Origin of the sequence: Brevibacterium sp. K72 (assembly GCF_050562175.1) — a bacterium.
Classification (GTDB): Bacteria; Actinomycetota; Actinomycetes; order Actinomycetales; family Brevibacteriaceae; genus Brevibacterium; species Brevibacterium casei.
This window is the reverse complement of sequence record NZ_CP191582.1, coordinates 264,968-290,157: the sequence shown is the minus strand read 5'-3', so window position 1 is coordinate 290,157 and position 25,190 is coordinate 264,968. Positions and strand designations below refer to the sequence as shown.

The 25,190-nt window shown below is 68.6% G+C and carries 23 protein-coding genes; 11 read left to right on the top strand and 12 right to left on the bottom strand.

From position 1 onward, the window contains the following. The first annotated feature begins 347 nt into the window (after positions 1 to 347). Positions 348 to 1,985 (top strand): chaperonin GroEL, encoded by a 1,638-nt coding sequence (gene groL / locus ACQ1RG_RS01325; RefSeq protein ID WP_009376445.1) that lies wholly within the window; start codon positions 348 to 350, stop codon positions 1,983 to 1,985. A 195-nt stretch (positions 1,986 to 2,180) separates the two neighbouring features. Here the strand turns inward: groL and ACQ1RG_RS01320 are convergent, their stop codons facing one another. Then, complete coding sequence (locus ACQ1RG_RS01320) at positions 2,181 to 2,951, bottom strand: DUF1707 SHOCT-like domain-containing protein (protein ID WP_009376444.1); 771 nt, start codon at positions 2,949 to 2,951, stop codon at positions 2,181 to 2,183. A gap of 112 nt (positions 2,952 to 3,063) precedes the next feature. Between ACQ1RG_RS01320 and ACQ1RG_RS01315 the strand changes: the two genes are divergently transcribed. From ACQ1RG_RS01315 to ACQ1RG_RS01300, 4 genes are all read left to right on the top strand, one after another. Next, positions 3,064 to 3,813 (top strand): sulfite exporter TauE/SafE family protein, encoded by a 750-nt coding sequence (locus ACQ1RG_RS01315; protein WP_009376443.1) that lies wholly within the window; start codon positions 3,064 to 3,066, stop codon positions 3,811 to 3,813. A 141-nt stretch (positions 3,814 to 3,954) separates the two neighbouring features. Continuing rightward, positions 3,955 to 4,797, top strand: a complete 843-nt coding sequence (locus ACQ1RG_RS01310) for an OadG family protein (protein WP_009376442.1) — start codon at positions 3,955 to 3,957, stop codon at positions 4,795 to 4,797. After that, the gene (locus ACQ1RG_RS01305; RefSeq protein WP_009376441.1) at positions 4,797 to 5,015 is read left to right on the top strand and encodes an RNA-binding S4 domain-containing protein; all 219 of its coding nucleotides are present in this window, start codon (positions 4,797 to 4,799) and stop codon (positions 5,013 to 5,015) included. The genes ACQ1RG_RS01310 and ACQ1RG_RS01305 overlap by 1 nt, the downstream gene beginning before the upstream one ends. Positions 5,016 to 5,064: 49 nt before the next feature. Continuing rightward, entirely contained in the window at positions 5,065 to 5,703 is a 639-nt protein-coding gene (locus tag ACQ1RG_RS01300; protein ID WP_009376440.1) for a M23 family metallopeptidase, read from the top strand. A gap of 6 nt (positions 5,704 to 5,709) precedes the next feature. Here ACQ1RG_RS01300 and pspAB read toward each other — a convergent pair whose 3' ends face one another. The 9 genes from pspAB to ACQ1RG_RS01255 form a co-directional block, all read right to left on the bottom strand. After that, entirely contained in the window at positions 5,710 to 6,306 is a 597-nt protein-coding gene (pspAB, locus tag ACQ1RG_RS01295; protein WP_009376439.1) for a PspA-associated protein PspAB, read from the bottom strand. A 66-nt stretch (positions 6,307 to 6,372) separates the two neighbouring features. After that, positions 6,373 to 7,284 carry a zinc metalloprotease HtpX gene (htpX, locus tag ACQ1RG_RS01290; protein ID WP_009376438.1) on the bottom strand — a complete coding sequence of 304 codons (912 nt, stop codon included), beginning with the start codon at positions 7,282 to 7,284 and terminating at the stop codon, positions 6,373 to 6,375. Between the two features lie 145 nt (positions 7,285 to 7,429). After that, complete coding sequence (gene pspAA, locus ACQ1RG_RS01285) at positions 7,430 to 7,714, bottom strand: PspA-associated protein PspAA (protein WP_009376437.1); 285 nt, start codon at positions 7,712 to 7,714, stop codon at positions 7,430 to 7,432. After that, positions 7,714 to 8,457 carry a PspA/IM30 family protein gene (locus ACQ1RG_RS01280; protein WP_009376436.1) on the bottom strand — a complete coding sequence of 248 codons (744 nt, stop codon included), beginning with the start codon at positions 8,455 to 8,457 and terminating at the stop codon, positions 7,714 to 7,716. Before ACQ1RG_RS01280 ends, pspAA begins: the two co-directional genes overlap by 1 nt. Positions 8,458 to 8,771: 314 nt before the next feature. After that, positions 8,772 to 9,059, bottom strand: a complete 288-nt coding sequence (locus ACQ1RG_RS01275; protein WP_009376435.1) for a WXG100 family type VII secretion target — start codon at positions 9,057 to 9,059, stop codon at positions 8,772 to 8,774. A 290-nt stretch (positions 9,060 to 9,349) separates the two neighbouring features. Continuing rightward, the gene (locus ACQ1RG_RS01270; protein ID WP_009376434.1) at positions 9,350 to 11,524 is read right to left on the bottom strand and encodes a S1C family serine protease; all 2,175 of its coding nucleotides are present in this window, start codon (positions 11,522 to 11,524) and stop codon (positions 9,350 to 9,352) included. Next, on the bottom strand, positions 11,521 to 13,308 hold the full coding sequence (locus tag ACQ1RG_RS01265) for a sensor histidine kinase (protein WP_009376433.1): 1,788 nt from the start codon (positions 13,306 to 13,308) through the stop codon (positions 11,521 to 11,523). Before ACQ1RG_RS01265 ends, ACQ1RG_RS01270 begins: the two co-directional genes overlap by 4 nt. Before the next feature lie 30 nt (positions 13,309 to 13,338). After that, positions 13,339 to 14,094, bottom strand: coding sequence for a response regulator transcription factor (locus tag ACQ1RG_RS01260; RefSeq protein WP_009376432.1), 756 nt, complete (start codon positions 14,092 to 14,094; stop codon positions 13,339 to 13,341). Between the two features lie 247 nt (positions 14,095 to 14,341). Beyond that, positions 14,342 to 14,944 carry a CGNR zinc finger domain-containing protein gene (locus ACQ1RG_RS01255; protein WP_040341326.1) on the bottom strand — a complete coding sequence of 201 codons (603 nt, stop codon included), beginning with the start codon at positions 14,942 to 14,944 and terminating at the stop codon, positions 14,342 to 14,344. Between the two features lie 237 nt (positions 14,945 to 15,181). Here ACQ1RG_RS01255 and ACQ1RG_RS01250 point away from each other — a divergent pair, with 237 nt between their 5' ends. Continuing rightward, positions 15,182 to 16,141 carry an EamA family transporter gene (locus ACQ1RG_RS01250; protein ID WP_227007167.1) on the top strand — a complete coding sequence of 320 codons (960 nt, stop codon included), beginning with the start codon at positions 15,182 to 15,184 and terminating at the stop codon, positions 16,139 to 16,141. 64 nt (positions 16,142 to 16,205) lie between these two features. Further along, on the top strand, positions 16,206 to 17,885 hold the full coding sequence (locus ACQ1RG_RS01245) for an ABC-F family ATP-binding cassette domain-containing protein (RefSeq protein WP_009376429.1): 1,680 nt from the start codon (positions 16,206 to 16,208) through the stop codon (positions 17,883 to 17,885). A gap of 57 nt (positions 17,886 to 17,942) precedes the next feature. Here ACQ1RG_RS01245 and ACQ1RG_RS01240 read toward each other — a convergent pair whose 3' ends face one another. Both ACQ1RG_RS01240 and ACQ1RG_RS01235 read right to left on the bottom strand, forming a co-directional pair. Continuing rightward, positions 17,943 to 19,577 (bottom strand): DNA repair helicase XPB, encoded by a 1,635-nt coding sequence (locus tag ACQ1RG_RS01240; protein ID WP_009376428.1) that lies wholly within the window; start codon positions 19,575 to 19,577, stop codon positions 17,943 to 17,945. Between the two features lie 32 nt (positions 19,578 to 19,609). Further along, complete coding sequence (locus tag ACQ1RG_RS01235) at positions 19,610 to 21,802, bottom strand: helicase-associated domain-containing protein (protein ID WP_009376427.1); 2,193 nt, start codon at positions 21,800 to 21,802, stop codon at positions 19,610 to 19,612. 71 nt (positions 21,803 to 21,873) lie between these two features. Here ACQ1RG_RS01235 and ACQ1RG_RS01230 point away from each other — a divergent pair, with 71 nt between their 5' ends. The 4 genes from ACQ1RG_RS01230 (at position 21,874) to ACQ1RG_RS01215 (ending at position 25,149) form a co-directional block, all read left to right on the top strand. Continuing rightward, entirely contained in the window at positions 21,874 to 22,104 is a 231-nt protein-coding gene (locus ACQ1RG_RS01230; protein WP_009376426.1) for a hypothetical protein, read from the top strand. 425 nt (positions 22,105 to 22,529) lie between these two features. Beyond that, positions 22,530 to 22,910, top strand: coding sequence for a cold-shock protein (locus ACQ1RG_RS01225; protein ID WP_009376425.1), 381 nt, complete (start codon positions 22,530 to 22,532; stop codon positions 22,908 to 22,910). After that, complete coding sequence (locus ACQ1RG_RS01220) at positions 22,910 to 23,881, top strand: DUF3027 domain-containing protein (protein ID WP_040341243.1); 972 nt, start codon at positions 22,910 to 22,912, stop codon at positions 23,879 to 23,881. Before ACQ1RG_RS01225 ends, ACQ1RG_RS01220 begins: the two co-directional genes overlap by 1 nt. 8 nt (positions 23,882 to 23,889) lie before the next feature. Next, on the top strand, positions 23,890 to 25,149 hold the full coding sequence (locus tag ACQ1RG_RS01215) for an MFS transporter (protein ID WP_009376423.1): 1,260 nt from the start codon (positions 23,890 to 23,892) through the stop codon (positions 25,147 to 25,149). Positions 25,150 to 25,190 lie beyond the last annotated feature (41 nt).

Below are 25,190 nucleotides of genomic sequence, written 5' to 3'. Positions count from 1 at the left end.
TGGGGCACTGCTGGCGGACGTTCACCGCGCCCCCTGGTGGTGCGACTCGTCCGTCGCCTACGGTCGCCGCCCCAGGCCTGACCGTTCGCGTCGACCTGCCGTCGGTCGCTTCTCGTCATCGTTCCTCAGAGACTCCCCGGAATTCCTGGCTTCGCGAGGATTTCGTTTGCACTCTCCCCCTGAGAGTGCTAAATCTAGTGGTGGTGAAAACCACGGGATCGCATCAGTCGTCTCGAGAGCGTGGTCCCCGTGTGGAATGGAACATGCGGACACACTCTCTGCCGTCGCGGGCGCTGACGACTGCTCTGGGATTCCAGTCCACTCCATCAGGGAGGATCTAAGCCACTATGGCAAAGATGATTGCATTCGACGAAGAAGCTCGTCGGGGACTCGAAGCCGGTCTCAACCAGCTTGCGGACGCGGTCAAGGTGACGCTCGGACCGCGCGGCCGCAACGTCGTGCTCGAAAAGCAGTGGGGCGCACCCACGATCACCAACGACGGCGTGTCCATCGCCAAGGAGATCGAGCTCGAGGATCCCTACGAGAAGATCGGTGCCGAACTCGTCAAGGAAGTCGCCAAGAAGACTGACGACGTCGCCGGCGACGGCACCACCACCGCCACCGTGCTCGCTCAGGCGCTCGTCCGCGAGGGTCTGCGCAACGTCGCGGCCGGTGCTGACCCGCTCAGCCTCAAGCGCGGAATCGAGAAGGCTGTCGCCGCAGTGACCGAGGTCCTGCTCGACAACGCCATCGAGATCGAGACGAAGGAGCAGATCGCTGCCACCGCCGGAATCTCCGCCGGTGACCCTGCGATCGGTGAGCTCATCGCCGAGGCGATCGACAAGGTCGGCAAGGAAGGCGTCGTCACCGTCGAGGAGTCCAACACCTTCGGACTCGAGCTCGAACTGACCGAGGGCATGCGCTTCGACAAGGGCTACATCTCCGGTTACTTCGTCACCGACACCGACCGCCAGGAAGCCGTCCTCGAGGATCCCTACATCCTCATCGTCAACTCGAAGATCTCGAACGTCAAGGATCTGCTGCCCGTCCTCGAGAAGGTCCAGCAGACCAACAAGCCGCTCCTGATCATCGCCGAGGACGTCGAGGGCGAAGCACTCGCCGTCCTCGTGCTCAACAAGATCCGCGGCACCTTCAAGTCCGTGGCCGTCAAGGCTCCGGGCTTCGGTGACCGTCGCAAGGCCCAGCTCGCCGACATCGCCATCCTCACCGGTGGCCAGGTCGTGTCCGAGGAAGTCGGGCTCAAGCTCGACAACGTCACCCTCGACCTGCTCGGCACCGCCCGCAAGGTCGTCGTCACGAAGGACGAGACGACGATCATCGAAGGTGCTGGAGACGCCGACGAGATCGCCGGTCGCGTGGCCCAGATCCGCGCCGAGATCGAGAACTCGGACTCCGATTACGACCGTGAGAAGCTGCAGGAGCGCCTGGCCAAGCTGGCCGGCGGTGTTGCCGTCATCAAGGCCGGAGCCGCGACCGAGGTCGAGCTCAAGGAGACGAAGCACCGCATCGAAGACGCCGTGCGCAACGCCAAGGCCGCTGTGGAAGAGGGAATCGTCGCCGGCGGCGGCGTCGCCCTCATCCAGGCCGGCAAGGCCGCCTTCGACGACCTCTCGCTCACCGGCGACGAGGCCACGGGTGCCAACATCGTCAAGGTCGGCATCGAGGCTCCGCTCAAGCAGATCGCCACGAACGCCGGTCTCGAAGCCGGTGTCGTCGCCGACAAGGTCGCGAACCTCGAGCCGGGCTGGGGCCTCAACGCCGCCACCGGTGAGTACGAGGACCTGCTCGCCGCAGGCATCAACGACCCGGTCAAGGTGACCCGTTCGGCTCTGCAGAACGCCGCGTCGATCGCCGGTCTGTTCCTCACCACCGAGTCGGTCGTCGCCGACAAGCCCGAGAAGGCCGCACCGGGTGCTGACGCAGCCGCTGCCGGTATGGACGGAATGGGCGGCATGGGCTTCTGATCAGCCCAGCGCTCGACGAGCCGTGCCGGTGTCCGCAAGGACGCCGGCACGGCTCTTCTCGTTGTCGCTTCTCGTTGTCGCTACTCGTTGTCACTACTCGTTGTCACCGCGAGGCGGTCTCACGGGCCCTCGCCGAGGCTGTCTCACGAGCTCTCGCCGAGGTGGCCGGACGGTGGGGTGCCGACCGCGGGCAACTCAGTCCCAGGGGTTCTCGCGGCGGTGGCGGCGCTCTTCGCGCCGCCTGCGCAGCTCGTCGTCGCGAGGATCGATCTGGCCCGGCCCGTACGGCGGCATCGGAGGGTGCGGGGGCTGGAGTCCGTGGCCGAAGGCCACGTCGTCGTCCTCGACGTCGCGCTGGGGCGCCTCGAGCTGACGTTTGGCCTCCTCATCGCCGAGGTGGGCCCTGGCCCGTTTCGTCAGCTCCTTCTTCCGCCGACGGATGATCTCGTCTTTGCCGGTGATCTGGGAGACCGCGCCGAAGAACGTCGGAAGGATGATGAAGATCGGCCAGAAGAAGATGAAGGCGCCTGTCGCGATCGAGGAGACCGCCCAGATGAGGAGCGTGAAACCGACAGGACCGGCGACCATGCCGAGCAGGGCGCGGCGGACGCGGTCGCGGTAGTACTTCTCGGCGGCGGCTTGGATCTGGGTCGGAGTGATGGGGATCCGCTCGTCGTCGAGCTGTGCGAGAGCTCGTTTGCGGGAAGCCTCGTCGAGGTGGTCGGGGTCGATCTCCTCAGCGTCGGCGACGACGAGGTCCGAGACGAGGTCGGGGATCTCGCCGAGAGTCTTGACGCGTCCTGCCGTCTCCATCCGCTCGTCGAACTCGCCGGCGTCGATCTGCCCGAGGGCGTAGGCCTCGGAGAGCACGTCGGTGACGACGGCCCGATCGGCGTCGGAAGCCCTGACCTGGCCGTAGGCGCGCGGGTCTGCGCTGAAGCGGGACCAGAGGGGACGACTTTCCATGCCTCTTACTGTAACCCCGCACGAGCGGCCCGGTTCCTGGGATCTCGCGCCGAATCCGACGCGCTCCCGGACATCCCTGAACGGGGCCTGAACGGCCACTAGACTCTCTCTGGTGGAACCCGTCGTCGTGCTCATCCTCGCCGCAGTCTTCGTCGGAGCACTCTCACAGCGGGTGACGGGGATGGGGTTCGGGCTGGTCAGCGGACCGTTCCTCGTCCTCCTTCTCGACCCGGTCTCCGGCGTCATCCTCGTCAACCTCTGCGGGATCATCGCCAGCGGCACGGTCTTCGCGCGGACGTGGCGCGAGGTCGAGTGGCCGGTGTTCTGGAAGCTGGCCGTGGGCACCGTGGCCGGGACCGTGCCCGGAGCGCTCCTGACGACCGCCCTGCTGACGGCGCCGCTGCAGATCCTCATCGGAGCGCTCATCATCGCCTCGCTCGCCGTCTCCCTCATCATCGGCCGCTTCGGCGCGACGATCCCTGCGAACTTCGGGACGCAGTTCACCTCGGGGTTCGTCTCCGGGACGATGTCGGCGGCCGCCGGTGCCGGCGGACCCGCGGTGAGCGCCTATGCGGTGCTCACCCGGTGGGAGCAGCGGCAGTTCGCCGCGACCCTGCAGCCGTTCCTCGTCGTCGGCACCGGGTCGGCGATCCTCGCGAAGGCCCTCCTCGACGAGGGTGCCTGGCCGCGGCTCGACCCGACGATCTGGGTGGGGATCGGAATCGTGCTCGTCGCCGGCCTCCTCGGCGGGGATCTGCTGGCGCGGAGGCTGCCGCCGACGACGGCGAGGATCGCGATGATCGTCCTCGCCTTCGGTGGGGGAGCGGCGACTCTGGCCAAGGGGCTGGGGTTGTTCGGGTGAACCGCCTCGGCGGGGAATCGAGACGGGCACGCGCAGGCAAAGGGCGGCTGGGACTGAGGGCGCACAGGGGCGCGGCTCAGTCGCTTGCCAGTTTCATCGGGCATACTGGGCAGTGTTCCGTCCATCTGGGAGGCAGAGATCGTGGGAACAGTTTTCCTGTTCATACTCATCGTCCTCGGGGCCATCTTCTTCATCGGCCACCGCAAGGAGAAGAAACGTCAGAAGGAGCTCCACGCCGCGGAGCTCGCGCAGGTGAAGAAGGCTGCGGAAGAGGACGTCACCGAATTCGGCGAAGAGGTCGCCGAACTCGACATCCTCACGTCCGGGGTCGAACTCGACACCGGCGGATCGCAGGACTACAAGCAGGCGCTCGATTCCTACGATGTGGCGAAGGAGACCCTCGAGAAGGTCGAGGAGCCCACTGACATCCGTCATGTCACTGAGGCGCTCGAAGACGGCCGCTACGCCGCGAAGTGCGTGCGTGCCCGCGTCGAGGGCAAGCCGCTTCCCGTGAGGCGCCCGCCATGCTTCTTCAACCCGCAGCACGGACCTTCGGTCGAGGACATCGACTGGGCTCCCGCCGGCGGTCAGCTGCGCCCGGTCCCGGTGTGCGCCGCTGATGCCGAGCGCGTCGCCGTCGGCGCCGAACCCGCGGTCCGCAAGGTCGTCACCGGTGACGGTCACACGCGTCGCGCCTACTGGGAGGCCGGCCCGGCCTACGCCGAGTACAACCGCGGCTACTTCAACTCCTACGCCGGCTCCGGCCTGCTGCCAGGTGTCCTCATGGGCGCCATGCTCTTCGGCGGCATGGGCGGCGGCTGGGACGGCTCGTACGCCGAGGGCTACCAGGACGGCATGGGTGCCGACGGCGGAGACGCCGGCGGCGGCGATGTCGGCGGTGGTGACGGCGGCGGATTCTTCGGCGGCGGCGACGGTGGCGACGGCGGAGGACTCTTCGGCGACTTCGGAGGCTTCGACTTCTGATGGACGTCGTTCCGATCCGTGACGAGTCGATCAGGCTCGGCCAGCTCCTCAAACTCCACGGCGTCGCCGAACACGGTGCGATGGCCAAGGATCTCATCGCCGCCGGTGACGTCTTCGTCAACGGCGAGGTCGAGACCCGCCGAGGAGCGACCATCCGTCCCGGTGACCGTGTCGAGGCGCTCGGCGAGGTCTTCGAGGTCCGAGCAGAGACGGACTGAGGAATGTCGGTCCCGTCCGCACCGAACTGAGCACAGCGAGTCGATCGCCGTGCCTGCTGAGTCCTCGTCGGACCGGTCGGGTGCGGCGATCGACTGCGTCTACCCGTTCCAGGGTCGGTGGCTGGTCCAGAACAGCCCTGCCGACCGTGTGCCCAGCCACGGCACCACGCTCTTCGGCAGCGCACATGCGATCGACTTCGTCCCCGTCGATGCGGGCGGGCGATCCGCTCCCTTCACCGTCGCCGCGCTGTTGCGCACGGAGGTTCCTGAGCACTTCCCCGGCTTCGGTCGCAGGCTCTGCTCACCGGCGCACGGGGCGATCATCGTCGTCGAGGACAGCCTCGTCGATCACCGGACCCATCGCGGGTTCCCCTCGCTGCTCTACGCAGCCTCCCAGCGCACCAGGTTGGCCGGCGGGTGGCGGGAACTGGCAGGCAATCACATCGTCATCGCCGTCGGCTCGGCCTTCGTCGTCCTCTGCCACCTGCAGCAGCACAGCGCCATGGTGGTGCCCGGGCAGTCCGTGACCCCCGGTGTGCCGGTGGCCAGGGTCGGCAACTCCGGAAACAGCACCGAACCCCATGTGCACGTGCAGGCTGTCGATCGGCTCGACTTCGACAACGCGCAGCCGGTGCCGATGAGCTTCGACGGGGGAATGCCGCGAAGCGGCGAGATCATCTCCGTGTGAGTATGCTCAGCCCTCGAGGGCGCGGGGAGTCTCGTCGAGTCCGGGCGCGTCCCAGAGCGGGGACCAGCGCGACATGTCGTCCTCGAAGGGCAGCTCACCGGAGAGGACGCCCTTGACCTGGATCTCGAGCGCGTTGTCCCGTTGCCGCGGGCCGGTCGGCGCGAAGGGGTAGAACGTGCCGCGCTTGTACTGGTAGACGAGCGCCAGCCGCCTCCCGTCCGGGTGCGCGAAGTACACGGTCGAGCACAGGAGCATCGTGTCGAAGCCCTGGTTGACCAGCGCCGCGTTGACGGCGTGGAGGTTCGTCACGAGGTTGACCACCTCGGCGTCGGAATCGGTGACGACCTGCCAGGTGTAGCCGAAGCCGTCGTTCGTCTGCCGCACGCTGGCGGCCGGGTCGGAGCTGATGAGCGCGACGCTCTCTGCCTCGGCGGAATCGAAGGCCGCACCTTCGACCTGGCGGAACACGACCGCACCGACACCGGTGGGGACGAAACCGGTGGCCGCCTGCAGGGTGAGTGCCGCAGGCGGCAGAGCGAAGAGGTCGTCGAGGTTGGCGCGCTTCGGCTTGGAGCGGCCGAGGATGGCGTCGAAGAAGCCCATGGGTCTCCTAGAGAGTGTCGGTGGCGGTGCCCGGAGCCGACAGCGGCCCGAGCCGGGCGCGGTCGGTCATTCCGGCTTCGAGAGCTGCGCGGAGATCTTCGCCAGCTGGGCGAGCCGCTTGTCGAGCGAGGGGTGGGTGGAGAAGAGCTCCCCGAATCCCGAGCTGCCATGTGCGGCGGGGATGAGGGCGAGATGGTTCGCCGAGGCGGTCTCGCGCAGGTCCTTCTCCGGGATCCTGTTCATGTCCCCGCTCAGCTTCGTCAGCGCCGAGGCCAGCACCGAGGGTCGACCCGTGAGGAGGGCCGCGGCCCGATCGGCTGCGAGCTCGCGGTAGCGGGAGAGGCTGCGGATGAGGAGGAACGAGAGACCGTAGACGACGGCGCCGACGAGGATGAAGAGCAGCTGGATGGGGATGCCGCCGTTGTTGTCGCGGCGTCCGCCGAGGGTCATGTAGTAGCCGGCGCGCATCATCAGGGCGGCGACGACGCCGGTGACACCGGCAACCGTCATCACGGTGACGTCACGGTGGGCGACGTGGGAGAGCTCGTGGGCGAGGACGACCTCGACCTCCTCTCGGTCGAGCTTCTCGAGCAGGCCTCGGGTCACGCAGACGACCGAGCGTTTGGGGGAGCGCCCGGTGGCGAAGGCGTTGGGCACGGCCGAGTTGGACACGGCCACCCGCGGCTTCGTCGAATCCGAGAGCTGCGTGAGTCGGTCGATCATCGTGTGGAGCTCAGGTGCCTCCTCGGGGGTGACCTCTCTGGCGCCCATCGCCTTCATCGCGATCGAGTCGGAGAAGTACCACTGGAAGAAGAACGCCCCGATGCTCACGAGCACGGCGATGATGACACCGGTCGTGCTGCCGCCGAGCATCCACCAGACAGCGAGGATGAGCACGACGTAGATGAGCCCGTTGAGGAAGATCGTCCACCCCATCCGCATGGTGAGTCCGTTGTCCTTGACGAAGCGGTTCGACATCGTGGGTCCTCTCTGGGTTGTGCGCATCCGGCCCATCACCTGGCATCAGGCGACGGGCCGGAAATCGTGGAGTCGAGGTCGGATGGACCGGGAGGCTGCGGGGCGGAGATCCGGAGTGCAGCCTCGGCGGTTGGGCGGACCGGACTCAGGCAGGGTCGGGGATGAACCCCTCGCCGGTGAGCAGCTCGGAGATCTCCTCGAGGGTGGCGTCGACGAAGGGGACGACGACGTCGCTCGTGCCGAGGAAGTCGTCGGAGACGGGCTTGCCGTGGCTGACGACGTAGTCGTGGAGCTCCTGCAGTGCGGTGCGGGCCTCCTCCGTGTCACCGGATTCGACAGCGTGCTCGACCTGGTTGTCGTACTTCTGCAGAAGCGCCTGATCGACGTCGGCGACGTCGAACTGACCCTCGCCCATGATCCGGATGATCATCACTGGCCCTCGCCTTCGAGCGACTTCTGGTCCTTCTTCTCGCCGGCCGGAAGAGACTCGCGCATGCGGGCGAGCTCCATCTCGACGTCGTTCTCGCTCGAGAGCGCATCGAGCTGGGCGCTGATGTCGTCCTTCCGCGTCCCGGTGACGTCATCGAGGGCGCCGGAGGCGATGAGCTCGTCGACGGCACCGGCCCGGGCCTGCAGGGCCGCGGTCTTGTCCTCCGCCCGCTGCACGGCGAGGCCGACATCGCCGAGCTCTTCGGAGATGCCGGAGAACGCCTCGCCGATCTTCGACTGCGCCTCGGCGGCGGTGTACGTCGCCTTGATGGTCTCCTTGCGCGTGCGGAACGCATCGACCTTCGCCTGGAGGCGCTGGGAGGCCAGCGTGAGCTTCTGCTCCTCGCCCTGGAGACCCTCATGCTGGGTCTGGAGATCGGTGATCTGCTGGCTCAGCCCGGACTTGCGGGTGAGCGCTTCGCGCGCAAGGTCCTCACGTCCGATCTCCATCGCCTTCTGCGCCTGGCCGGAGAGCTTGTTCTGCTGCTGCTCGAGCTGGTTGATCTGCAGTTCGAGGCGCTTGCGGCTGGTCGCGACGTCGGCAACGCCGCGGCGCACCTTCTGCAGCAGTTCGAGCTGCTTCTGGTACGAGTAGTCGAGGGTTTCGTTGGGGTTCTCGGCCTTGTCGAGGGCCTTGTTCGCCTTCGCTCCGAAGATCGTCGCGATTCGTTGGAAGATGCTCACCGTTGTCGACTCCTGCTCTGGTCCTGATCCGGCGAGCGCGGAACGGAAACCTCCCATCCAGGAGTCTCCCGGCCTCGATCGCCGTGAACTTATCGCCTTCAGCCTACTCATAAAGGCTGATAGTTTCCCAGATGCAGACGAGGAAACAGGGACAGATCGGTCCGCGTGTCGCGCCTGGCGCAGACTCCGGCGACGGTGCTCGAGAGTGCGCAGGAAGCGTGGGCGGGCGGGCCCCGGGACGACCGCAACCGGGTGCGCCGAGGAGCATCCGGCCGGGGTCGCTCGGCGGGGCCGGCACCGATCGGTGGGCTGACTCACGGAGCGAAGAGCCGCGAGTTCGCCGCCTCCACCTCCGAGTACTGGGCCGCCGCGGTGCCGAGGGCACCGTGGATGGAGTTGAGCGACTCGAAGAGCTGCTTCTGCGCGCCCTCCCACTGGTTGATGACCGCCTGGAAGTTCTGTGCCGCGCTGCCCTTCCAGCACTCCTGCAGCGTGAGCAGGTTGCGCAGCATCGTGTTCGACTCCGTTACGAGGGCCTGCGACGAGGCGGCGGTGGCGGTGGCTGCGGACGAGACGCGCTCGGCGTCGACTTCGAAACTCATGGCTTCTCCTTCTCCTGCGATGGTCGCCACCGCGAGAGGCGATGGTCGTGGGGGCAGGGTCCAGCGTTGCCTGACCCGCGTCCGCGGGCAAGGGGGACGACGAAGGGTGTGGACGGTCCCTGACCGTCCACACCCTTCCAGCACATGAGTGCCGGATCTGTCCCCAGGCGCTGGCACACAGGTGATCGCACCCGTCCGCCTCACCCGCTTCCCGGCCTCACCCGAGCACCCGACTCACACCCTGGCCGCTCTCCTCAGGGGAGGATGAGCCCTCACTGGAGGATGAGCCCTCACTGGAGGATGAGCGAGACCGAGAGCTTCTGCTCCTGACCTCCGCGGACGATGGTGAACTCGACGGGGGTGTTCACCGGCTGTGCGCGGACGAGGGCCTGGAGCGAGATCGCGCTCGTCACCTTCGTGTCGCCCACTGCGATGACGTCGTCACCGTCCTGGAACCCTGCCTTGGCGGCAGGAGAACCCGGCTCGACGGCCTGCACCTTGGCGCTGGCGCGGGTGATCCCACCGGTGTTGATCTGTCCGTCGGTGAGCCGGACGCCGAGGAACGGGTGCTGAGCCTTGCCGGTGGCGATGAGCTGATCGGCGATCATCACCGCCTGCGAGGCGGGGATGGCGAAGCCGATGCCGATCGACCCCGACTGCTGACCTTCCTCACCCTGGCCGAGCGACGCCGCAGCGGAGTTGACGCCGATGAAGTTGCCGTTGCCGTCGACGAGCGGGCCGCCCGAGTTGCCGGGATTGATCGCCGCGTCCGTCTGGATCGCGTTGGTGATCGTCAGCTCCTTCTGCTGCGAGGACGCGTCATCGCCGATGTTCTCCGTGGTCACGGGTCGGTCGAGGGCCGAGACGATGCCGGTCGTCACCGAGTCGGCGAGTCCCAGCGGATTGCCGAGCGCCATCACCGGATCGCCGACGCTCAGCGCCTTCGAATCGCCGATCGGCAGGGGCTTGACGCCTTCGGGAACCTGGTCGAGCTTGATGATCGCGATGTCGGTCGAGGGATCCCGGCCGACGATCTCGGCCTTCATCGTCGCACCGTTCTTCATCGTCACCGTGAGCTCGCCGCCCGGAGTGTCCGAGGGGGCGACGACGTGGTTGTTCGTGATGACGTGGCCCTGATCGTCGTAGAGGGAGCCCGATCCGAGGGCGACGACGCGACCGTTCGCGGCGGCTTGGATCGAGACGACGCTTTCGGATGCGGACTTCGCGACCTCGGTCCAGTCCGGCGTCTCGATCGTCTGCTCGGCGACCTTCCTCGACTCGGTGCCCTCCTGCATCGCGCTCACCGCATAGCTGCCGCCGAACGCCGCACCCCCGCCGAGGAGGGCGGCGATGAGGGCGATGGCGATCGTCGCGCCCCACCCCGGTCCGCGCTTCTCCCGCCGAGGCTGCTGACCGCCTCCGTACGGACCCTGACCTCCGGAGCCGTAGGAGTCGGTGGCGTAGGGGCTGGCGCCCGCCGAGGCATACTGGCCCTGCCCGGAGGCGCCGTACTGGCCCTGACCACTCGTGTCGTACTGGCCGCCCGAGCCGTAGGACCCGGTCGATGATCCGTACTGACCGGAACCGGCGGATCCGTACTGACCGGCTGCGGCGCCCGGCTGACCGGAGGCTCCGGCACCGGGGTAGCCGCTGGACGATCCCGGCTGGGAGCCGTGGGGACCAGGCGCTCCGTATGCGGCTGAGCCCTGCTGACCGGTGGCGCCGGAGCCCTGGTGTCCGGCCGCGTAGCCGGCGGCGGCACCGAAGCCCGCAGCTGCTGCGCCGCCCGAAGCGTTCGACGACCGACCCGGGGCGATCGATGACTGACCCGGTGCGTTCGACGACCGGCCCTGGGAGTCCGACGGGGTGCCGGGGGAGGGGTGTCCGCCGGTGGCGCTGCCCTGCGCGCTCGAGTCGTAGCCGCGCGATTGACCGTAGCCCGACTGGCTGGAGTTGCCCGACTGACCGTAGCCGCCGGTCTGACCGTAGCCGCTGGACGGGTTGTGCGTGCCACCCTGATTCGATCCGTACGTGCCGCCCTGACCGGTGGAGGCGCCGCTGCCCCGGCCGTTGCCGTCCACAGGGTTCTGAGCATAGGTCGGCTGGACGCGGGTCCGGTCGTCTCCACCCGAGGCGCCGAAACCGGTCGTCGCCGGGTAGCTGCGGGTCGACTCATCGGATCGAGGGCCCGCCTGTCCGGAACCCTGGCCGTAGCCGGAGCTCGACGACCCCGACCCCTGACCCGACTGGCCCTGGGTCGGCTGGCCCGAGCCCTGGCCCGGCTGGGACGTGTCGGGTCCCGACGGATCGGAGTCCCGCCTCGGCGAGGTCGAGTCCGACCGGTCGGCAGCCGAATCGCTGGGGAAGGTGCGGGGGACCTCGGAGGAGCGACGAGGGAACGTGCGGTAGTCGTCGTCTCCGTGCCTGCCCCGGTTCCGGGAAGTGTTACCGTCGTTGCTGCTCATCGCTCGTCCTTTCGCGCGTCTGGAGCACTGTCTTCGTTCTCTGGTATCGGCAGGTCGACGCGGAAGGTCGCGCCGCCCCCTGGCGTTTCGTGGACGGAGATGACTCCGTGATGGTTCTCGACGATCGCCTTGACGATCGAGAGACCGAGGCCCGATCCGCCGGTGTCCCGGGTGCGGGAGACGTCGAGGCGGTAGAACCGCTCGAAGATCCGCGGGACCATCTCCGGATCGATGCCCTCGCCGTGGTCGCGGACCTCGAAGCGGACCCGACCGTTGGGGAACCCCCGCAGGGAATCGTCGACGGCCAGGGTTCCTGCGGCCGTGACGTTGGGGACGATCCCCGCCGGTTCCTGCGCGTCGGCCGCATCGGCACCGCTCGAGTCGCCTCGGCGGAAGATGCGGACTCCGCCGGTGACGAAACCGCGCTCACGGGACTTCTCCTTCGCCCCCGGCTTGCCCGAGTCGTCCCCGCCGCCGTTGGACCTGCGCTCAGCGTCATCCGGCAGACCGACGACGCCGACGGCGAATTCGATCGCCGCCTGCTCGGGCGTGTGCCGCACGGCGTTGCCGGCGAGGTTGACGATGACCTGGCGGATCTTGGACTCCGAGCCGCGGATGAGCGGCACCGGCTGCGCATCGGATCCGTCGAGTCCGATGAAGCTGATGTCCCGGTCCGGGGCCTGGGCTGCGGCGTCGGCGGCGGCGTCGCGGACGACCTTGAACAGGTCGATCGGTCCGATCTCCGCCGGTCGCTGCTCGTCGAGGCGGGCGAGGACGACGAGGTCGTCGACGAGCACGCCCATCCGCTTCGCCTCCGACTCCATCCGCTCCATGGCCTGGCCGATGTCCTCAGGCTTCGTGATCGCGCCCTGCCGGTAGAGCTCGGCATACCCGCGGATCGTCACGAGCGGGGTGCGCAGCTCGTGCGAGGCGTCGGAGACGAACTGCCGGATCCGCTTCTCGGAGCGGGTCTGGCCGTCGAACGAATCCTCGATCCGTCCGAGCATGGTGTTGAGCGCTGCCGAGAGCCGACCGAGCTCCGTGTTGCGGGGGAAGGTCGGCACGCGCTGGCTGAGATCGCCGCCGGCGATCCGGGACGCGGTCTTCTCGATGTCACGCAACGGTCGGAAGGTGTTGTTGATCGCCCAGTACCCGATGCCGGCGACCATCGCGAGTGCGAGCAGGCCGATGCCGATCATCGTGTTCCGGGCGCGCTCGTTGATGTTGTCGATCTCGCGATCGAAGGGGACCGCGATCGTCACGAGCACCTGGGTGTTCTGCACCTTCATCGCCCGTGCCCGCCACTGCGAGTTCGTTCCGGCGACCGTGAACGGCTCACCGGCCTTCTCGTAGACGTCGGCCTCGGTGACCTTGGGAAGGATCGGGTGGTTCTTCGGCGACGGGGCGACCGGGTCGCTGATCGGGTTGCCCTTGGTGTCGAAGAACTGGACGTAGAACCCGCCCGGGAGCAGATCCTTGAGCTGGCGCCACGAATCCGAGTCGATCGTCGTCGGCGCCGAGGTCCCGCCCTTGCCGTCCTCCGTCGACTGCAGCTGCGCCGGCTGGAACACGTCCTGGTACGCCTGCTTCGCCAGCGTCTCCGAGGCGCTGATGAGACGTTCGTCAGTGCGTTCGATGAGACTGTCGCGGAGGTTCTCCAGCACCCACGCGCTCGTCCCGGAGAGGACGAGGAGCATGAGGAGCATCATGATGCCGAGGAGTTTGGTGGTCAGAGACCACTCCTCCCAGAAGCTCGGTCGGGAGGGACGGGATTGTTGTGCCACGTGAGTAATCTAGCGTCCGCGCTTGGGGGACTACTTGGATTCCGGTGTGCGCAGCATGTAACCGACACCGCGCTTGGTCTGGATCATCGGCGTCCACTCCATTTCCACAGGGTGGCCTGCGGCGTCGGTCTCCGGGGTGACGTCGATCTTGCGTCGGAGGTAGGAGATGTAGGACTCGACGATGCCCGTGTCGCCGCCGAAGTCGTACTCCCAGACGTGATCGAGGATCTGCGACTTCGAGAGCACGCGGTTGGCGTTGAGCATGAGGTAGTGCAGCAGTTTGAACTCGGTGGGGGAGAGGTCGATGAGGATGCCCGAACGGCGCACCTCATGGGTGTCGTCGTCGAGTTCGAGATCGCCTGCCACGATGACGGCGTTCTCCTCCTCTTCGAGGCTGCGGGTGCGGCGGAGCACCGCGCGGATGCGGGCGACGACCTCTTCGAGGCTGAAGGGCTTCGTCACGTAATCGTCACCGCCGACGGTCAGCCCCGTGATCTTGTCCGAGGTGTCGTCGCGGGCGGTGAGGAAGACGACGGGAGCGTTCATGCCGATCTGGCGCAGGCGCCGGGTGACGGTGAAGCCGTCCATGTCGGGCAGCATGACGTCGAGGACGAGGAGGTCGGGGTTGGTCTGCTCGGCCAGTCGCAGGGCCTCGGCTCCGTTGGCGGCGGAGACGACGTCGAAGCCGGCGAAGCGCAGGCTCGTCGAGAGGAGTTCGCGGATGTTGGGCTCATCGTCGACAACGAGGAGGGTCGCTTCGATGTCGGTGTCATTCTGTGTGCTCATGCGTCCAGTGTGGAGAGCTACCCTGAGAGTCAAGTGAACGTCAGCTGAACGCGAATGTGACCTCGATCACTGAAAAATTCCCAGGAAAGTCGTCTGAGGGCCCTTTCGGCTCTCAGGCTCTCAGGAACCGAGGGGCGAATTGCGGGGAATCTCAGCCTCCGCGCAAGCCGGACACAGAAAGAGGGGCGCGAGCGTCGCTTCCGCATCCGCGTCGAGTCCTGCTGTGAGATCCCGGCGGGCGGGGTTCTCAGCCGTTCGCGTGCTCGGCGTCGCTCTGCCTGGCACGGAAGGCCGCGACGTGGGTGCGGTTCGCGCAGTTGCCGGTGTCGCAGAAGCGCTTCGAGCGGTTGCGGCTGAGGTCGGCGAGGTAGGCCCGGCAGTCTTCGGCCGCGCAGCGACCGAGCCGGTCGAGGTCGCCGGAGCGGATGAGGTCGATGAGGACGAGCGCGACGTCGGCGGCGACCCGATCGGCGAGGCTCGCACTCGAGCCGACCGCGTGGAGGTGCCAGTCCCAGTCGTCGTGGCGGACGAGCTGCGGCAGGGCGTCGGTCTCGCGCAGGGTGAGGTTGACCTCGGCGACGATGCGCTCTTCGAGCGCCTCGCGGTCGCTGTCGACCTCTGGGTCGAGTCCGGCCGCAAAGGCGGCATCGAACCGGTCGCGCAGTCGCCGGGTCTCCTCGACGTCGCTCTTCGTCGCCCGCAGCGGTCCCGAGAAGTCGTGTCGGGAGGCGAAGTCGTGGAGGTTCGCCGTCGTCGTCAGCTCATCGCCCGCCTCGGCGATGGTCCCTGCTGTGTTGAGGAGGTCGACGAGCATCGTGAGGTTCGAGCGGATGTCGTAGGCAAAAGTCATGATGGTGACCATTGTGCCACAGCCTGTAAGGAGCAAAATGCACTTGACTCATTTCATTCGGCTGCGGAATACTGGCAGCACAGGGGCTCGCACTCACCGCTGAATGCGTCCCTGACCCGCAGTGACGCCCGTCACGGCGGGACAGTCCGGCACGTCGGAACGGTCAGTCGCCGTCGACGATCCGTTGCGACGGAACGGTCAGCCGCCTCGGCGAACACACACTTCAGGAGGTCAGGAATGAGTCGCACAGTGATTCTGGGGTTCGTCCTCACTCTCGCCTCGGCGTTCTTCTTCGCGGTCTCGGGACCGATCGCGAAGACGATGTACGCGGTCGGGTGGACGCCCGGAGCCGTCGTGCTCATCCGCCTCGTCGGCGCCGCCCTGCTCCTCCTCGTCCCCAGCCTCATCGCGCTGCGCGGACGCTGGGCGGAGGTGCGCAGCAGCTGGCGCACCGTCCTCATCTACGGACTCGTCTCGATGGCCGGGGTGCAGGGCTTCTACTTCGTCGCCGTCGAGCACCTCACCGTCGCCGTCGCCCTGCTGCTCGAGATGACCGCGCCGATGCTCATCGTCTTCTGGATCTGGGCGCGCACCCGCACCCGCCCGGCGACCGTGACGTTCATCGGAGTCGTCATCTCGATGATCGGCCTCCTCCTCGTCCTCAACCTCCGTGGCGCCTCGATCAGCATCCTCGGCGTCGTCATGGCGCTCGCCGCCGCGGTCTGCCTCGCCTCGTACTTCCTCGTCTCGGCCAAGGACACGATCACCGTGCCGCCGGTGGCGCTGACCGGGCTCGGCATGGGCGTGGGTGCCCTCGTCATGGGCGTCGTCGTCCTCATCGGCGTCATGCCGTGGGGTGCGACGGTCCACGACGTCGACTTCGGCGGCGTCCAGGCCTCGTGGGTGCTGCCGATGGCGCTCATCGTCCTCTTCACCGCCGGGGCCTACATCACCGGCATCCTCGGCCTGCGCTACATCGGCGCGACCGTCGGGTCCTTCGTCAACCTCATCGAGGTCCCGTTCTCCGTCGCCGTCGCGTGGCTCCTCCTCGCCGAGATGCCCGCCCCGATCCAGCTCTTCGGCGGCGTCTTCATCCTCGGCGGAGTCGTCTTCATCAAATGGGGCGAGTCCCGGCTGGCCCGCCGGGTCCGCAGCCGTGAGGTCGTCGCCCGCTCGGAGGCCTTCGCCGAGGTGTGAGGCGATTCCGCGTCGATCTCAGCGCCCGGACGGTGGCTGAGACCGCAGCTGATAGCTTGAGGGCATGGGCCACATCGAAGTCAGCGACGTCTCGTTCACCCTGGCCGACGGCCGTCCCCTGCTCTCGGGAGTGAACTTCCGCGCCGGCGACGGGGCGAAGGCCGCTCTCATCGGTGCCAACGGCGCGGGGAAAACGACGCTGCTGCGGATCCTCATCGGTGAGCTCGTCCCGGAGTCCGGGTCGGTCTCCCGGACCGGATCCGTCGGTCTCATGCGCCAGTTCATCACCGCTGACACCGTCGCCGAGGCGCTCGAGGAGTTGGCGCCGAAGCGGATCCGCACAGCGGCGGACGTCGTCCGCCGGGCCGAGCAGCGGCTGCTTGGACCCGACGGAGAGACCACCGAGGTGCAGATGGCCTACGCGAACACCCTGAGCGAATGGGCGGACGCCGGCGGCTACGACGCCGAGGTCCTCTGGGACACGTGCACCACCTCGGCGCTCGGGGTCCCGTTCGAGAAGTGCCGCGACCGCGCCGTCTCGACGCTGTCGGGCGGGGAGCAGAAGAAGCTCGTCCTCGAGGCGCTGCTGCGCGGCACCGACGAGGTCCTCATCCTCGATGAGCCCGACAACTTCCTCGACGTGCCGGGCAAACGGTGGCTCGAGGCCCAGCTGCGGGAGACGGACAAGAGCGTCCTCTTCGTCTCCCACGATAGGGAGCTGCTCGCACAGGCGGCAACGGAGATCATCACGCTCGAACTCTCCGCGGCAGGGAATTCCGCATGGGTCCATCCCGGCGGGTTCGGCACCTACCATGAGGCGCGCGCCGCCCGCTTCGAACGGCTCGAGGAGCTGCGCAGGCGCTGGGACGAAGAGCACGTGAAGCTCCGCGCTCTCGTCCAGATGTACAAGCAGAAGGCCGCCTACAACTCGGACATGACCTCACGGTACCGGGCCGCGCAGACACGGCTCGAACGGTTCGAGACCGCAGGCCCGCCCGAGGCGATCCCGCGCGAGCAGAACCTCGGCATCCGCCTCGGCGGGGGACGGACCGGGAAGATCGCGATCGTCGCCGACGGTCTTGAGCTCACCGGCCTCATGCTGCCCTTCGGCCTCGAGGTCCACTACGGGGACCGGGTCGCGGTGCTCGGGTCGAACGGGTCGGGGAAGTCCCACTTCCTCCGCCTTCTCGCCGCCGGCGGCACCGACCCGGAGGCCGAGCACCGGCCGGTCAGCGACATCGACATCCCCGCCGTCGACCACGAGGGACGGGTGCGGCTCGGTGCGAGGGTGCGCCCGGGGTGGTTCGCGCAGACGCACGGCCGGCCCGACCTGAGTGGGCGCAGCCTGCTTGAGATCCTTCACCGCGGCGACGAGCACCGCAGCGGTCTGCCGCGTGAACCCGCGTCGCGGGCGCTCGCCCGCTACGAGCTCGCCGGGGCGGCCGAGCAGACCTTCGACTCGCTCTCCGGCGGGCAGCAGGCGAGGTTCCAGATCCTCCTCCTCGAACTCGCCGGGGCCACCCTGCTCCTCCTCGACGAGCCGACGGACAACCTCGACCTCGTCTCCGCCGAGGCGCTCCAGGATGCACTCGCCGCCTTCGACGGGACGGTGCTCGCCGTCACCCACGACCGCTGGTTCGCCCGGGACTTCGGCCGGTTCCTCGTGTTCGGCTCCGACGGCGAGGTCTACGAGTCGAGCGAGCCGGTCTGGGATGAGGGCCGCGTCGTCCGCGCCCGCGGGTGAGATCCCATGCCCGCGGGTGAGATCCCCGCGTCACCGGGTGAAACCGCCGCGCGAGGGCTACCGGACTTCGATGTCGTAGCTGTAGCCCTGCTCGGTGAGGAACCGGCGGCGTTGGGCGGCGAAGTGCTCGTCGACGGTGTCGGCGGCGACGACGGTGTAGAACGTCGCCGACCCCGCATCCTCCTTCGGGCGGAGGATGCGGCCGAGGCGCTGCGCCTCCTCCTGCCGGGACCCGAACGCCCCGGAGACCTGGATCGCCACCGAGGCGGCGGGCAGGTCGACGGAGAAGTTCGCGACCTTGGAGACGACGAGGACGCGGATGGCGCCGGAGCGGAAGTCGCGGAAGAGCTGCTGGCGCTGCGACTCCGGGGTCTGGCCGGTGAGCACGGGCGCGTCGAGCTCCGCACCGATCTCCTCGAGCTGGTCGAGGTACTGGCCGATGACGAGGATCTGCGCGTCCGGGTGCTCGGCGACGAGGCTGCGGACGATCGGCAGCTTCGCATCCGAGGTCGCGGCCAACCGGTAGCGGTCCTCCCCGTCGGCGCGGGCGTACGCGGTCCGGGTGCCCCCGTCGAGGCGCACGCGCACCTCATGGCAGGCGGCGGTGGCGATGAACCCGAGACGTTCGAGCTCCTTCCACGGCACCTCGTACTGCTTCGGCCCGATGAGGGAGAACACCTCGTCCTCCCGGCCGTCCTCGCGCACGAGGGTCGCCGTCAGCCCCAGCCTCCGCCTCGCCTGCAGGGACGCGGTGAGCCGGAAGATCGGGGCCGGAAGGAGGTGGACCTCGTCATAGATGACGAGCCCCCAGTCCTTGGCGTCGAGGAGTTCGAGATGGAGATACGAGCCCTTCCGCCGCGTCGTGAGCACCTGATAGGTGGCGATCGTGATCGGCCGGATCTCCTTGACCGAGCCCGAGTACTCGCCGATCTCGTCCTCGGTCAGGGTGGTGCGCGCGAGGATCTCATCCTTCCACTGCTTCGCCGAGACCGAGTTCGTCACGAGGATGAGCGTCGTCGTCTGCACCCGCGACATCGTCGCGACCCCGACGACGGTCTTGCCCGCCCCGCAGGGGAGGACGACGACCCCGGACTCCCCGGCCAGTGACTGGTCGATCGCCTCGCGCTGGTAGTCGCGCAGATGCCACTGCCCGCCGTGGGCGTCATCGCTGAGCGCGATGTCGTGGGCTTCGCCGTCGACGTAGCCGGCATGGTCGGAGACCGGGTGCCCGAGCTGGAGGAGCGCATGCTTGAGCTCCCCGCGCTCGGAGGGGTGGACGAGGACGGATTCGGCATCGAGGCGCCTGCCGAACTTGCCGACGAGGTCGGGCTGGCCGACGAGCCGGTCGAGCAGCTCGGTCTCCGTCGACGTCAGGGTGAGCCCGTGGAGGGGATGGTCGATGAGCGTGAGCACCCCGAACCGGTCCATGATGTCGACGATGTCGACGAGCAGCTCGTGGGGCACCGGGTACTTCGCGAACTCGAGGAGGACGTCGACGACCGACTCCGCGTCATGCCCGCTCGCACGCGCGTTCCACAGTCCCAGCGGGGTGATCGTGTACGTGTGGATGTACTCCGGGGTGCGCGCGAGCTGCGCGAACGGGGCGATCGCCACGGCCGCCTCGACGGCCAGGGGATGGCCCGATTCGAGGAGCACGGTCCGGTCGGACTGGACGATGAGGGGTCCGTTCATTCACTTCCTTCGCCGAGGTGACAACGAGGTGGTCAACGCCCGCGCGGTCCCGATTGTTCCCCGGCCCCGTCCGCGTCGTCGGGGCCGCCCGTGTCGTCGGTACCGGCTGTGCCGTCGGCTCCGTCCGCCGATGCCTGCGCTGCCGGGTCCGGCACCGGGTCGACGCTGACGATGCGCGCGATCGACAGGGACGCCTCGGCGCCGGTCGTGACCACCGTCCCGCGCACCCGACCCCCGTTGACTGTCGTCGGCTGCATCCGCACCACCCGTTCGTTCCCGTGGGAATCGGCGAGCCGGATCGTCACGAGCGATTTCGTCGCCGCAGCCTCCCGCAGCCGGTCGAGGTGTCCGAGCGGTTCGTCGCTGGCCGTCTGAGCGCTCGCGGCACCCGCCGGTGAGCGGAGGATCCGCAGATACTCGTCGAGGCGCTCGTCGCTCACCCGGGCCCGCCTCCTCGTCGTCACCTCGGGTTCGGTCTGCGTGATCACCGAGCGGCGTCGCACGGGACCGGCGGGGGAGTGGAGGAGCGCATGGTGGTCCCCGGATTCGAGGAGGTGCATGGTGCGTTCGGGACCGAGCTGGCTGATCGCCACGGTCGGGGCCAGCCGTTCGAGGTTCGCGGGCACCATGATCTGGTCGGCGAGGATGACGTCGAGGTCGACGGGGTCGTCGACGACGAGGACGGCGCGGGCGCCTGCGACGCGGACGCGGCGCAGCTTCGCCGCCGTGTTGGTGACAAGGAACTCGAGCGTCGAGGGCAGCTCCTCGGCGCTGATCTCCCGCAGCTGGGAGAGCACCTCGGCTGAGTCGATGCCCGTCTGCATGCTCGCCTCGACTGTGTCCGCATCGATCCGGTAGACGGTGCCCTGACCGCGGGCCTCGACGACGGCGAAGCGGCGGAGGATGTGGTGGACCCGCGGGTCGATAGGTCCTGTCGCCACGGCCGTGAGATCGGATTGGATGAGCACGGTCTCGACCTCGGGGACGAGACCGTCTCGGACCTCGGCGGTGACCTCGGCAGGCACCGCCAGTGCGGCCACGCTCAGACCCAGGGGAGCGATGGAGGGGTCACGGCGGGCCTCAGCGGCCATCGCCCGCTCGAGGCCGGCGGCGAGCATCGACCCGAACCGGCTCGGTCCGAAGTGGTTCGGCTGCTGGAGCGGGGTCGTCGCGAGACCGAGCATGACCGTCGTCCGCAGGACCTCCTCGGTGATCGCCGCCTCGTGGGCGGGCAGGAGGGGATGGGTGCGGAGCACCTCCCGGTGGATCCAGGCCGCCGAGCGTGAGGAGCCGAGGCCGATGCCGTGGAGGACGGAGAGCACCGTGGACCGCAGCAGCGGCATCGTCGGCACGGATTGGGCGAAGCCCTTGAACAGGGACCTCTTCGGCGTCGCGAGCACGGTGAGGCGTTCGTTCGCACTCGCCCCGGCGACGAGCTGGGTGACCTCCTGGGATTCGCGCAGCCAGGCGGTGACGAGTGCCGCCCACGTATCGGCGCGGTCGCCGGAGAGGACCTCGCGTGCTGTGTCGCTCGCCGTCCACTGCGGGTCGAGCGGGTCGTCGAGGACGCCGATGAGTCCGAGCGCCTTCGCCGCGAGCAGCAGGGTGATCGTGTGGGTGCTCTCGAGCTCGAGGCTGCGGGCGAGCCGACCGACGTCGCGCTTCGAGATGCCGCCGCTGGTCAGCCGGGACACCGGTGCGGAGTCGAGATCGTCGACGAGCCCGCGCAGGGAGGAGATCACCTCGGCGACGGCGGCCTGTTCGCTGTTGTGGATGAGCGCCTGCGGGATCGCGGTCTCAGACTCATCGATCGCCGCCTCGGCGGAGGTCTGCCATGGGCGGGGCCGGGCGGCTTCGGCCGCCGACGTCGGCAGCAGGGTGATCGCCTCCGACTGGATCCTCCAGGAGCCCGGCGTCGACGTCGGCCACGCGAGACCGAGGTCGCGCAGGCGGGTGAGCTCCGCCTCGGCGGGGGTGGGCGTGAGGGAGTCGATGTCGATGTCGGGGCTCGTGCGGGCCGCGGTGGCGAGGTCGATGAGGAGGTCGAGCTCGGACGCGGTGAGCGCCTCGATGCCGCGGGAGACCCCGATGCGCGAGGACGCGGCCGCGGCCAGCGCCCCGATCGTCGGCGACTCGGGCTGGAGCAGGTCCCGGCGGCTCCGGGCGAAGGACTCGAAGTCCGCATCGGAGCTGTGGGCGAGCCAGGCGCTGAAGGTCGTTGACATCGCCGTTCAGTGTATCCCCAGGGGTATGATGGTGGGGTCAGGAAAGCACATTCCCTCGGGAGGGACGAGCATTGTCAGCCAAGCGTGTCGACACGGCCATCGTCGTCGTGGCCGTCGCAGCAGCCGTCATCGGAGCCGCCGCACTCCTCGGCGTTCTGGGTCAGGCGTGGATGGGGTACACCCCCTCGCATCTGCTGACATACCTGCCGATGATCCTCCTCCCGGTCGCCTTCGCCCTCGCCGCCGCGGCTGTGATCCGCGCGGTGCTGCGACGCCGGCAGACCGCGGCGGGTCCGAGCTGAGCGGACCGCGCCGAGACCGGGGCCGCACCGACTCTCGGTGACGCTCGCCCTGCCGGCCGGACCCCCGCGCGGGGCCGACTGAGTGCGCCCCACAGGAACCGGCGCCGGGCCCGCACGCGGGCCGCTGGGAACCGCGGAACGTCGGAGGGATCCGATCCCGGGCCGGACGTCCGGCCCGGGATGCGGGGAGAAGGCGGCACCTCCTCGGCGAGGATCCACGGGGACGACGCGGATCGAGGACCGGATCGGCGGGAAGACGGGGAACCGCCTCGGCGAGATGGGAACCCTCTCGACACACGATCACACGACGACCATCGTCGGGTCCGCCCGGCACGAGAACAGGACTCCGGAACCGGAGACCACAGACACAGAGCACGACAGACACACTGCACGACAGACAGACTGCACCAGTACGAAAGGACACCATGCCAACCGGACGCGTGAAATGGTTCGACGCCGACAAGGGCTACGGCTTCGTCGTCGCCGAAGACGGCTCCCAGGCCTTCCTCCACTCCTCCGTCCTGCCCGAGGGCACGGACGTCACCAAGGGCACCCGCCTCGAGTACGACGTCGTCGACTCCCGCCGCGGTGCGCAGGTCCTCAAGGCCCGGGTGCTCACGGCACCGGCGAAGGTCCCGAAGGCTCGGCGGCGCTCGACCGAGGACATGGCGGTTATGGTGGAAGACGTCATCAAGGTCCTCGATGACCTGGGCAACGGTCTGCAGCACGGCCGCTACCCCGACCGTGACCACGGGAACAAGGTCGCCTCGCTGCTGCGGGCGATCGCCGACGATTTGGAGTCATGATGTCCTCTCTCTTCACGACGTGGCTGACCGATCTGCGGTCGCAGTCGGCCGCCGAGCCGGCGCCGGCGTCGGATGTCGCCGAGGCGGCTGGGTCGGGCACGGCTGGCTCGGGCACGGCTGGGGCCGAGGTCGCGGCGGGCTCGGGCACGGCTGAGGCCGAGGTCGCGGCACCCTCTGGGGCCGGAGCGCCGAGCGCTCCTGCGCAGAAGCCTGCGCGCACGGTCGTCCTCGACGCACAGCTGGCCGCGGCGATCGACGTCGCCCGCTCGGCCATCGCCGAGGTGGCCGGCAGTGCCGTCATCGGTGAGCACCTCGGCGCCACTGCCGAGGGCACCAGGCTCGTCACCCACCACTTCGTGTGCACGGACCCGAGCTACCGGGGCTGGCGCTGGGTCGCCGTCCTCGCCCGGGCTCCGCGGTCGAAGAAGGTCACCGTCTGCGAGACGGCGCTGCTGCCGGGTCCCGACGCTCTCGTCGCCCCCGAATGGGTGCCGTGGGATCAGCGGCTCGAACCCGGGGACCTCACGCCCCGGGACACCCTGCCGAAGCTCGACAACGACCCCAACCTGCAGCCCGGCTACCAGCAGACCGAGGACAACTCGGCGGAGAACATCGACCAGATCGCCAACTACGAGTTCGGCATCGGCCGTGAACGGGTCCTCTCACCCGAGGGACTCAACGCCGCTGCGCAGCGGTGGGCGGACTCCGAGGCGGGGGCCGACGGCGAATTCGCCGCCCGCGCCTCTGCGCACTGCGGCAGCTGCGGCTACCTCATGCCGATCGCCGGTTCGATGCGGGAGAGTTTCGGGGTCTGTGCGAACGCATGGTCGCCCTTCGACGGTCGCGTGGTCCAACTCGACTCCGGGTGCGGGGCACATTCGGAGACGGACGTGAGACGTCCCGACACGAGCCCCGCCGAGGCGGTCGTCGACGACTACGCCCGCGGCGAACTCGAGCTCCAGGAGGGCTGAAGCACTCGATGGCGCACACGTTCCGGTCGCTGGCCGAACCGAACTACCGACACTGGTTCGCCGGCGCGCTCATCTCGAACACCGGAACGTGGATGCAGAGGACAGCGCAGGACTGGCTCGTCCTCACGTATCTCACGAACAACAACGCCTCCGCCCTCGGCATCACGATGGCCCTGCAGATGGGCCCGCAGCTCATCATGTTCCCGTTCGCGGGCGCTCTCGCCGACCGGTTCTCGAAGCGGATGCTCCTCATGGTCACGCAGGCGGCGCTCGGTGCCGTGGGGCTGCTCCTCTTCGTTCTCGTCGTCACCGACACGATCGAGCTCTGGCACGTCTACGTGCTCGCGCTCGTCCTCGGCCTCCTCGCCACGCTCGACACCCCGGCCCGGCAGGCGTTCGTCTCCGAGCTCGTCGGGGAGCGGCTGCTGCCGAACGCGGTGAGCCTCAACTCGGCGTCGTTCAACGGTGCCCGGATGATCGGACCGGCCGTCGCCGGTGTCATCACCGCCCTCGTCGGCGCCGGTCCCGTCTTCCTCATCAGCGGGCTCGGCTTCGCCGCGACCCTCACCGTGCTCATCCGCCTCGACCGCGCCAGGCTGCACCCGGCAGGTCGCCGAGGCGGTGGGGGAGTCCTCGGCGGGTTCCGCTATCTGCGCACGCGGCCGGATGTGACGATCGTCCTCGTCGTCCTCTTCATCGTCGCGACCTTCGGCTTCAACTTCAACATCTACACGGCGACGATGGCGCGGATCGAATTCGACAAGGATGCGAGCGGCTTCGGACTCCTCAACTCCGTCATGGCGATCGGCTCGGTGGCGGGTGCCCTCGCCTCGGCGAAGCGGGAGAAGCCGCGGCTGCGCTTCATCTTCGGGGCCGCCGGCGGGTTCGGCCTCTCGGTCGGACTCGCGTCTCTGATCACGGACTACTTCCTCTTCGCATTCGCCCTCATCCTCGTCGGCTTCTCCTCGCTGACGATGATGACCTCGGCGAACGCGTACGTGCAGACGACGACACCGGCGTCCTACCGCGGTCGTGTGATGGCGATCTACGCCGCCGTCGTCATGGGCGGCACCCCGATCGGAGCGCCGCTGGCCGGCTGGGTCGCCGACACCTTCGGTCCGCGGATGGCGATGGGCGTCGGTGTGGCCTCAGGGGTGCTCGCGTTCGCCGTGGGGCTGGTGTGGATGGTCGTCGCGAAGAACCTGCGGCTCAGCTTCGACCCGACGTCCCGCATCCGGCTCCACGTCAGCTACCACGGGCATCCGTGAGCATCGGGGTCCCGGTCGTCTCACGGCAGCCCGGGGCCCCG

What these genes read in the sequence shown, in the direction of transcription:
- ACQ1RG_RS01235 (WP_009376427.1), bottom strand. Translation starts at nt 21,802, where the DNA reads ATGTCAACGACCTTCAGCGCCTGGCTCGCCCACAGCTCCGATGCGGAC.
- ACQ1RG_RS01260 (WP_009376432.1), bottom strand. Translation starts at nt 14,094, where the DNA reads ATGAGCACACAGAATGACACCGACATCGAAGCGACCCTCCTCGTTGTC.
- ACQ1RG_RS01240 (WP_009376428.1), bottom strand. Translation starts at nt 19,577, where the DNA reads ATGAACGGACCCCTCATCGTCCAGTCCGACCGGACCGTGCTCCTCGAA.
- ACQ1RG_RS01270 (WP_009376434.1), bottom strand. Translation starts at nt 11,524, where the DNA reads ATGAGCAGCAACGACGGTAACACTTCCCGGAACCGGGGCAGGCACGGA.
- ACQ1RG_RS01305 (WP_009376441.1), top strand. Translation starts at nt 4,797, where the DNA reads ATGGACGTCGTTCCGATCCGTGACGAGTCGATCAGGCTCGGCCAGCTC.
- ACQ1RG_RS01275 (WP_009376435.1), bottom strand. Translation starts at nt 9,059, where the DNA reads ATGAGTTTCGAAGTCGACGCCGAGCGCGTCTCGTCCGCAGCCACCGCC.
- ACQ1RG_RS01245 (WP_009376429.1), top strand. Translation starts at nt 16,206, where the DNA reads ATGGGCCACATCGAAGTCAGCGACGTCTCGTTCACCCTGGCCGACGGC.
- ACQ1RG_RS01320 (WP_009376444.1), bottom strand. Translation starts at nt 2,951, where the DNA reads ATGGAAAGTCGTCCCCTCTGGTCCCGCTTCAGCGCAGACCCGCGCGCC.
- pspAA (WP_009376437.1), bottom strand. Translation starts at nt 7,714, where the DNA reads ATGATCATCCGGATCATGGGCGAGGGTCAGTTCGACGTCGCCGACGTC.
- ACQ1RG_RS01220 (WP_040341243.1), top strand. Translation starts at nt 22,910, where the DNA reads ATGTCCTCTCTCTTCACGACGTGGCTGACCGATCTGCGGTCGCAGTCG.
- groL (WP_009376445.1), top strand. Translation starts at nt 348, where the DNA reads ATGGCAAAGATGATTGCATTCGACGAAGAAGCTCGTCGGGGACTCGAA.
- ACQ1RG_RS01255 (WP_040341326.1), bottom strand. Translation starts at nt 14,944, where the DNA reads ATGACTTTTGCCTACGACATCCGCTCGAACCTCACGATGCTCGTCGAC.
- htpX (WP_009376438.1), bottom strand. Translation starts at nt 7,284, where the DNA reads ATGTCGAACCGCTTCGTCAAGGACAACGGACTCACCATGCGGATGGGG.
- ACQ1RG_RS01215 (WP_009376423.1), top strand. Translation starts at nt 23,890, where the DNA reads ATGGCGCACACGTTCCGGTCGCTGGCCGAACCGAACTACCGACACTGG.
- ACQ1RG_RS01225 (WP_009376425.1), top strand. Translation starts at nt 22,530, where the DNA reads ATGCCAACCGGACGCGTGAAATGGTTCGACGCCGACAAGGGCTACGGC.
- pspAB (WP_009376439.1), bottom strand. Translation starts at nt 6,306, where the DNA reads ATGGGCTTCTTCGACGCCATCCTCGGCCGCTCCAAGCCGAAGCGCGCC.
- ACQ1RG_RS01250 (WP_227007167.1), top strand. Translation starts at nt 15,182, where the DNA reads ATGAGTCGCACAGTGATTCTGGGGTTCGTCCTCACTCTCGCCTCGGCG.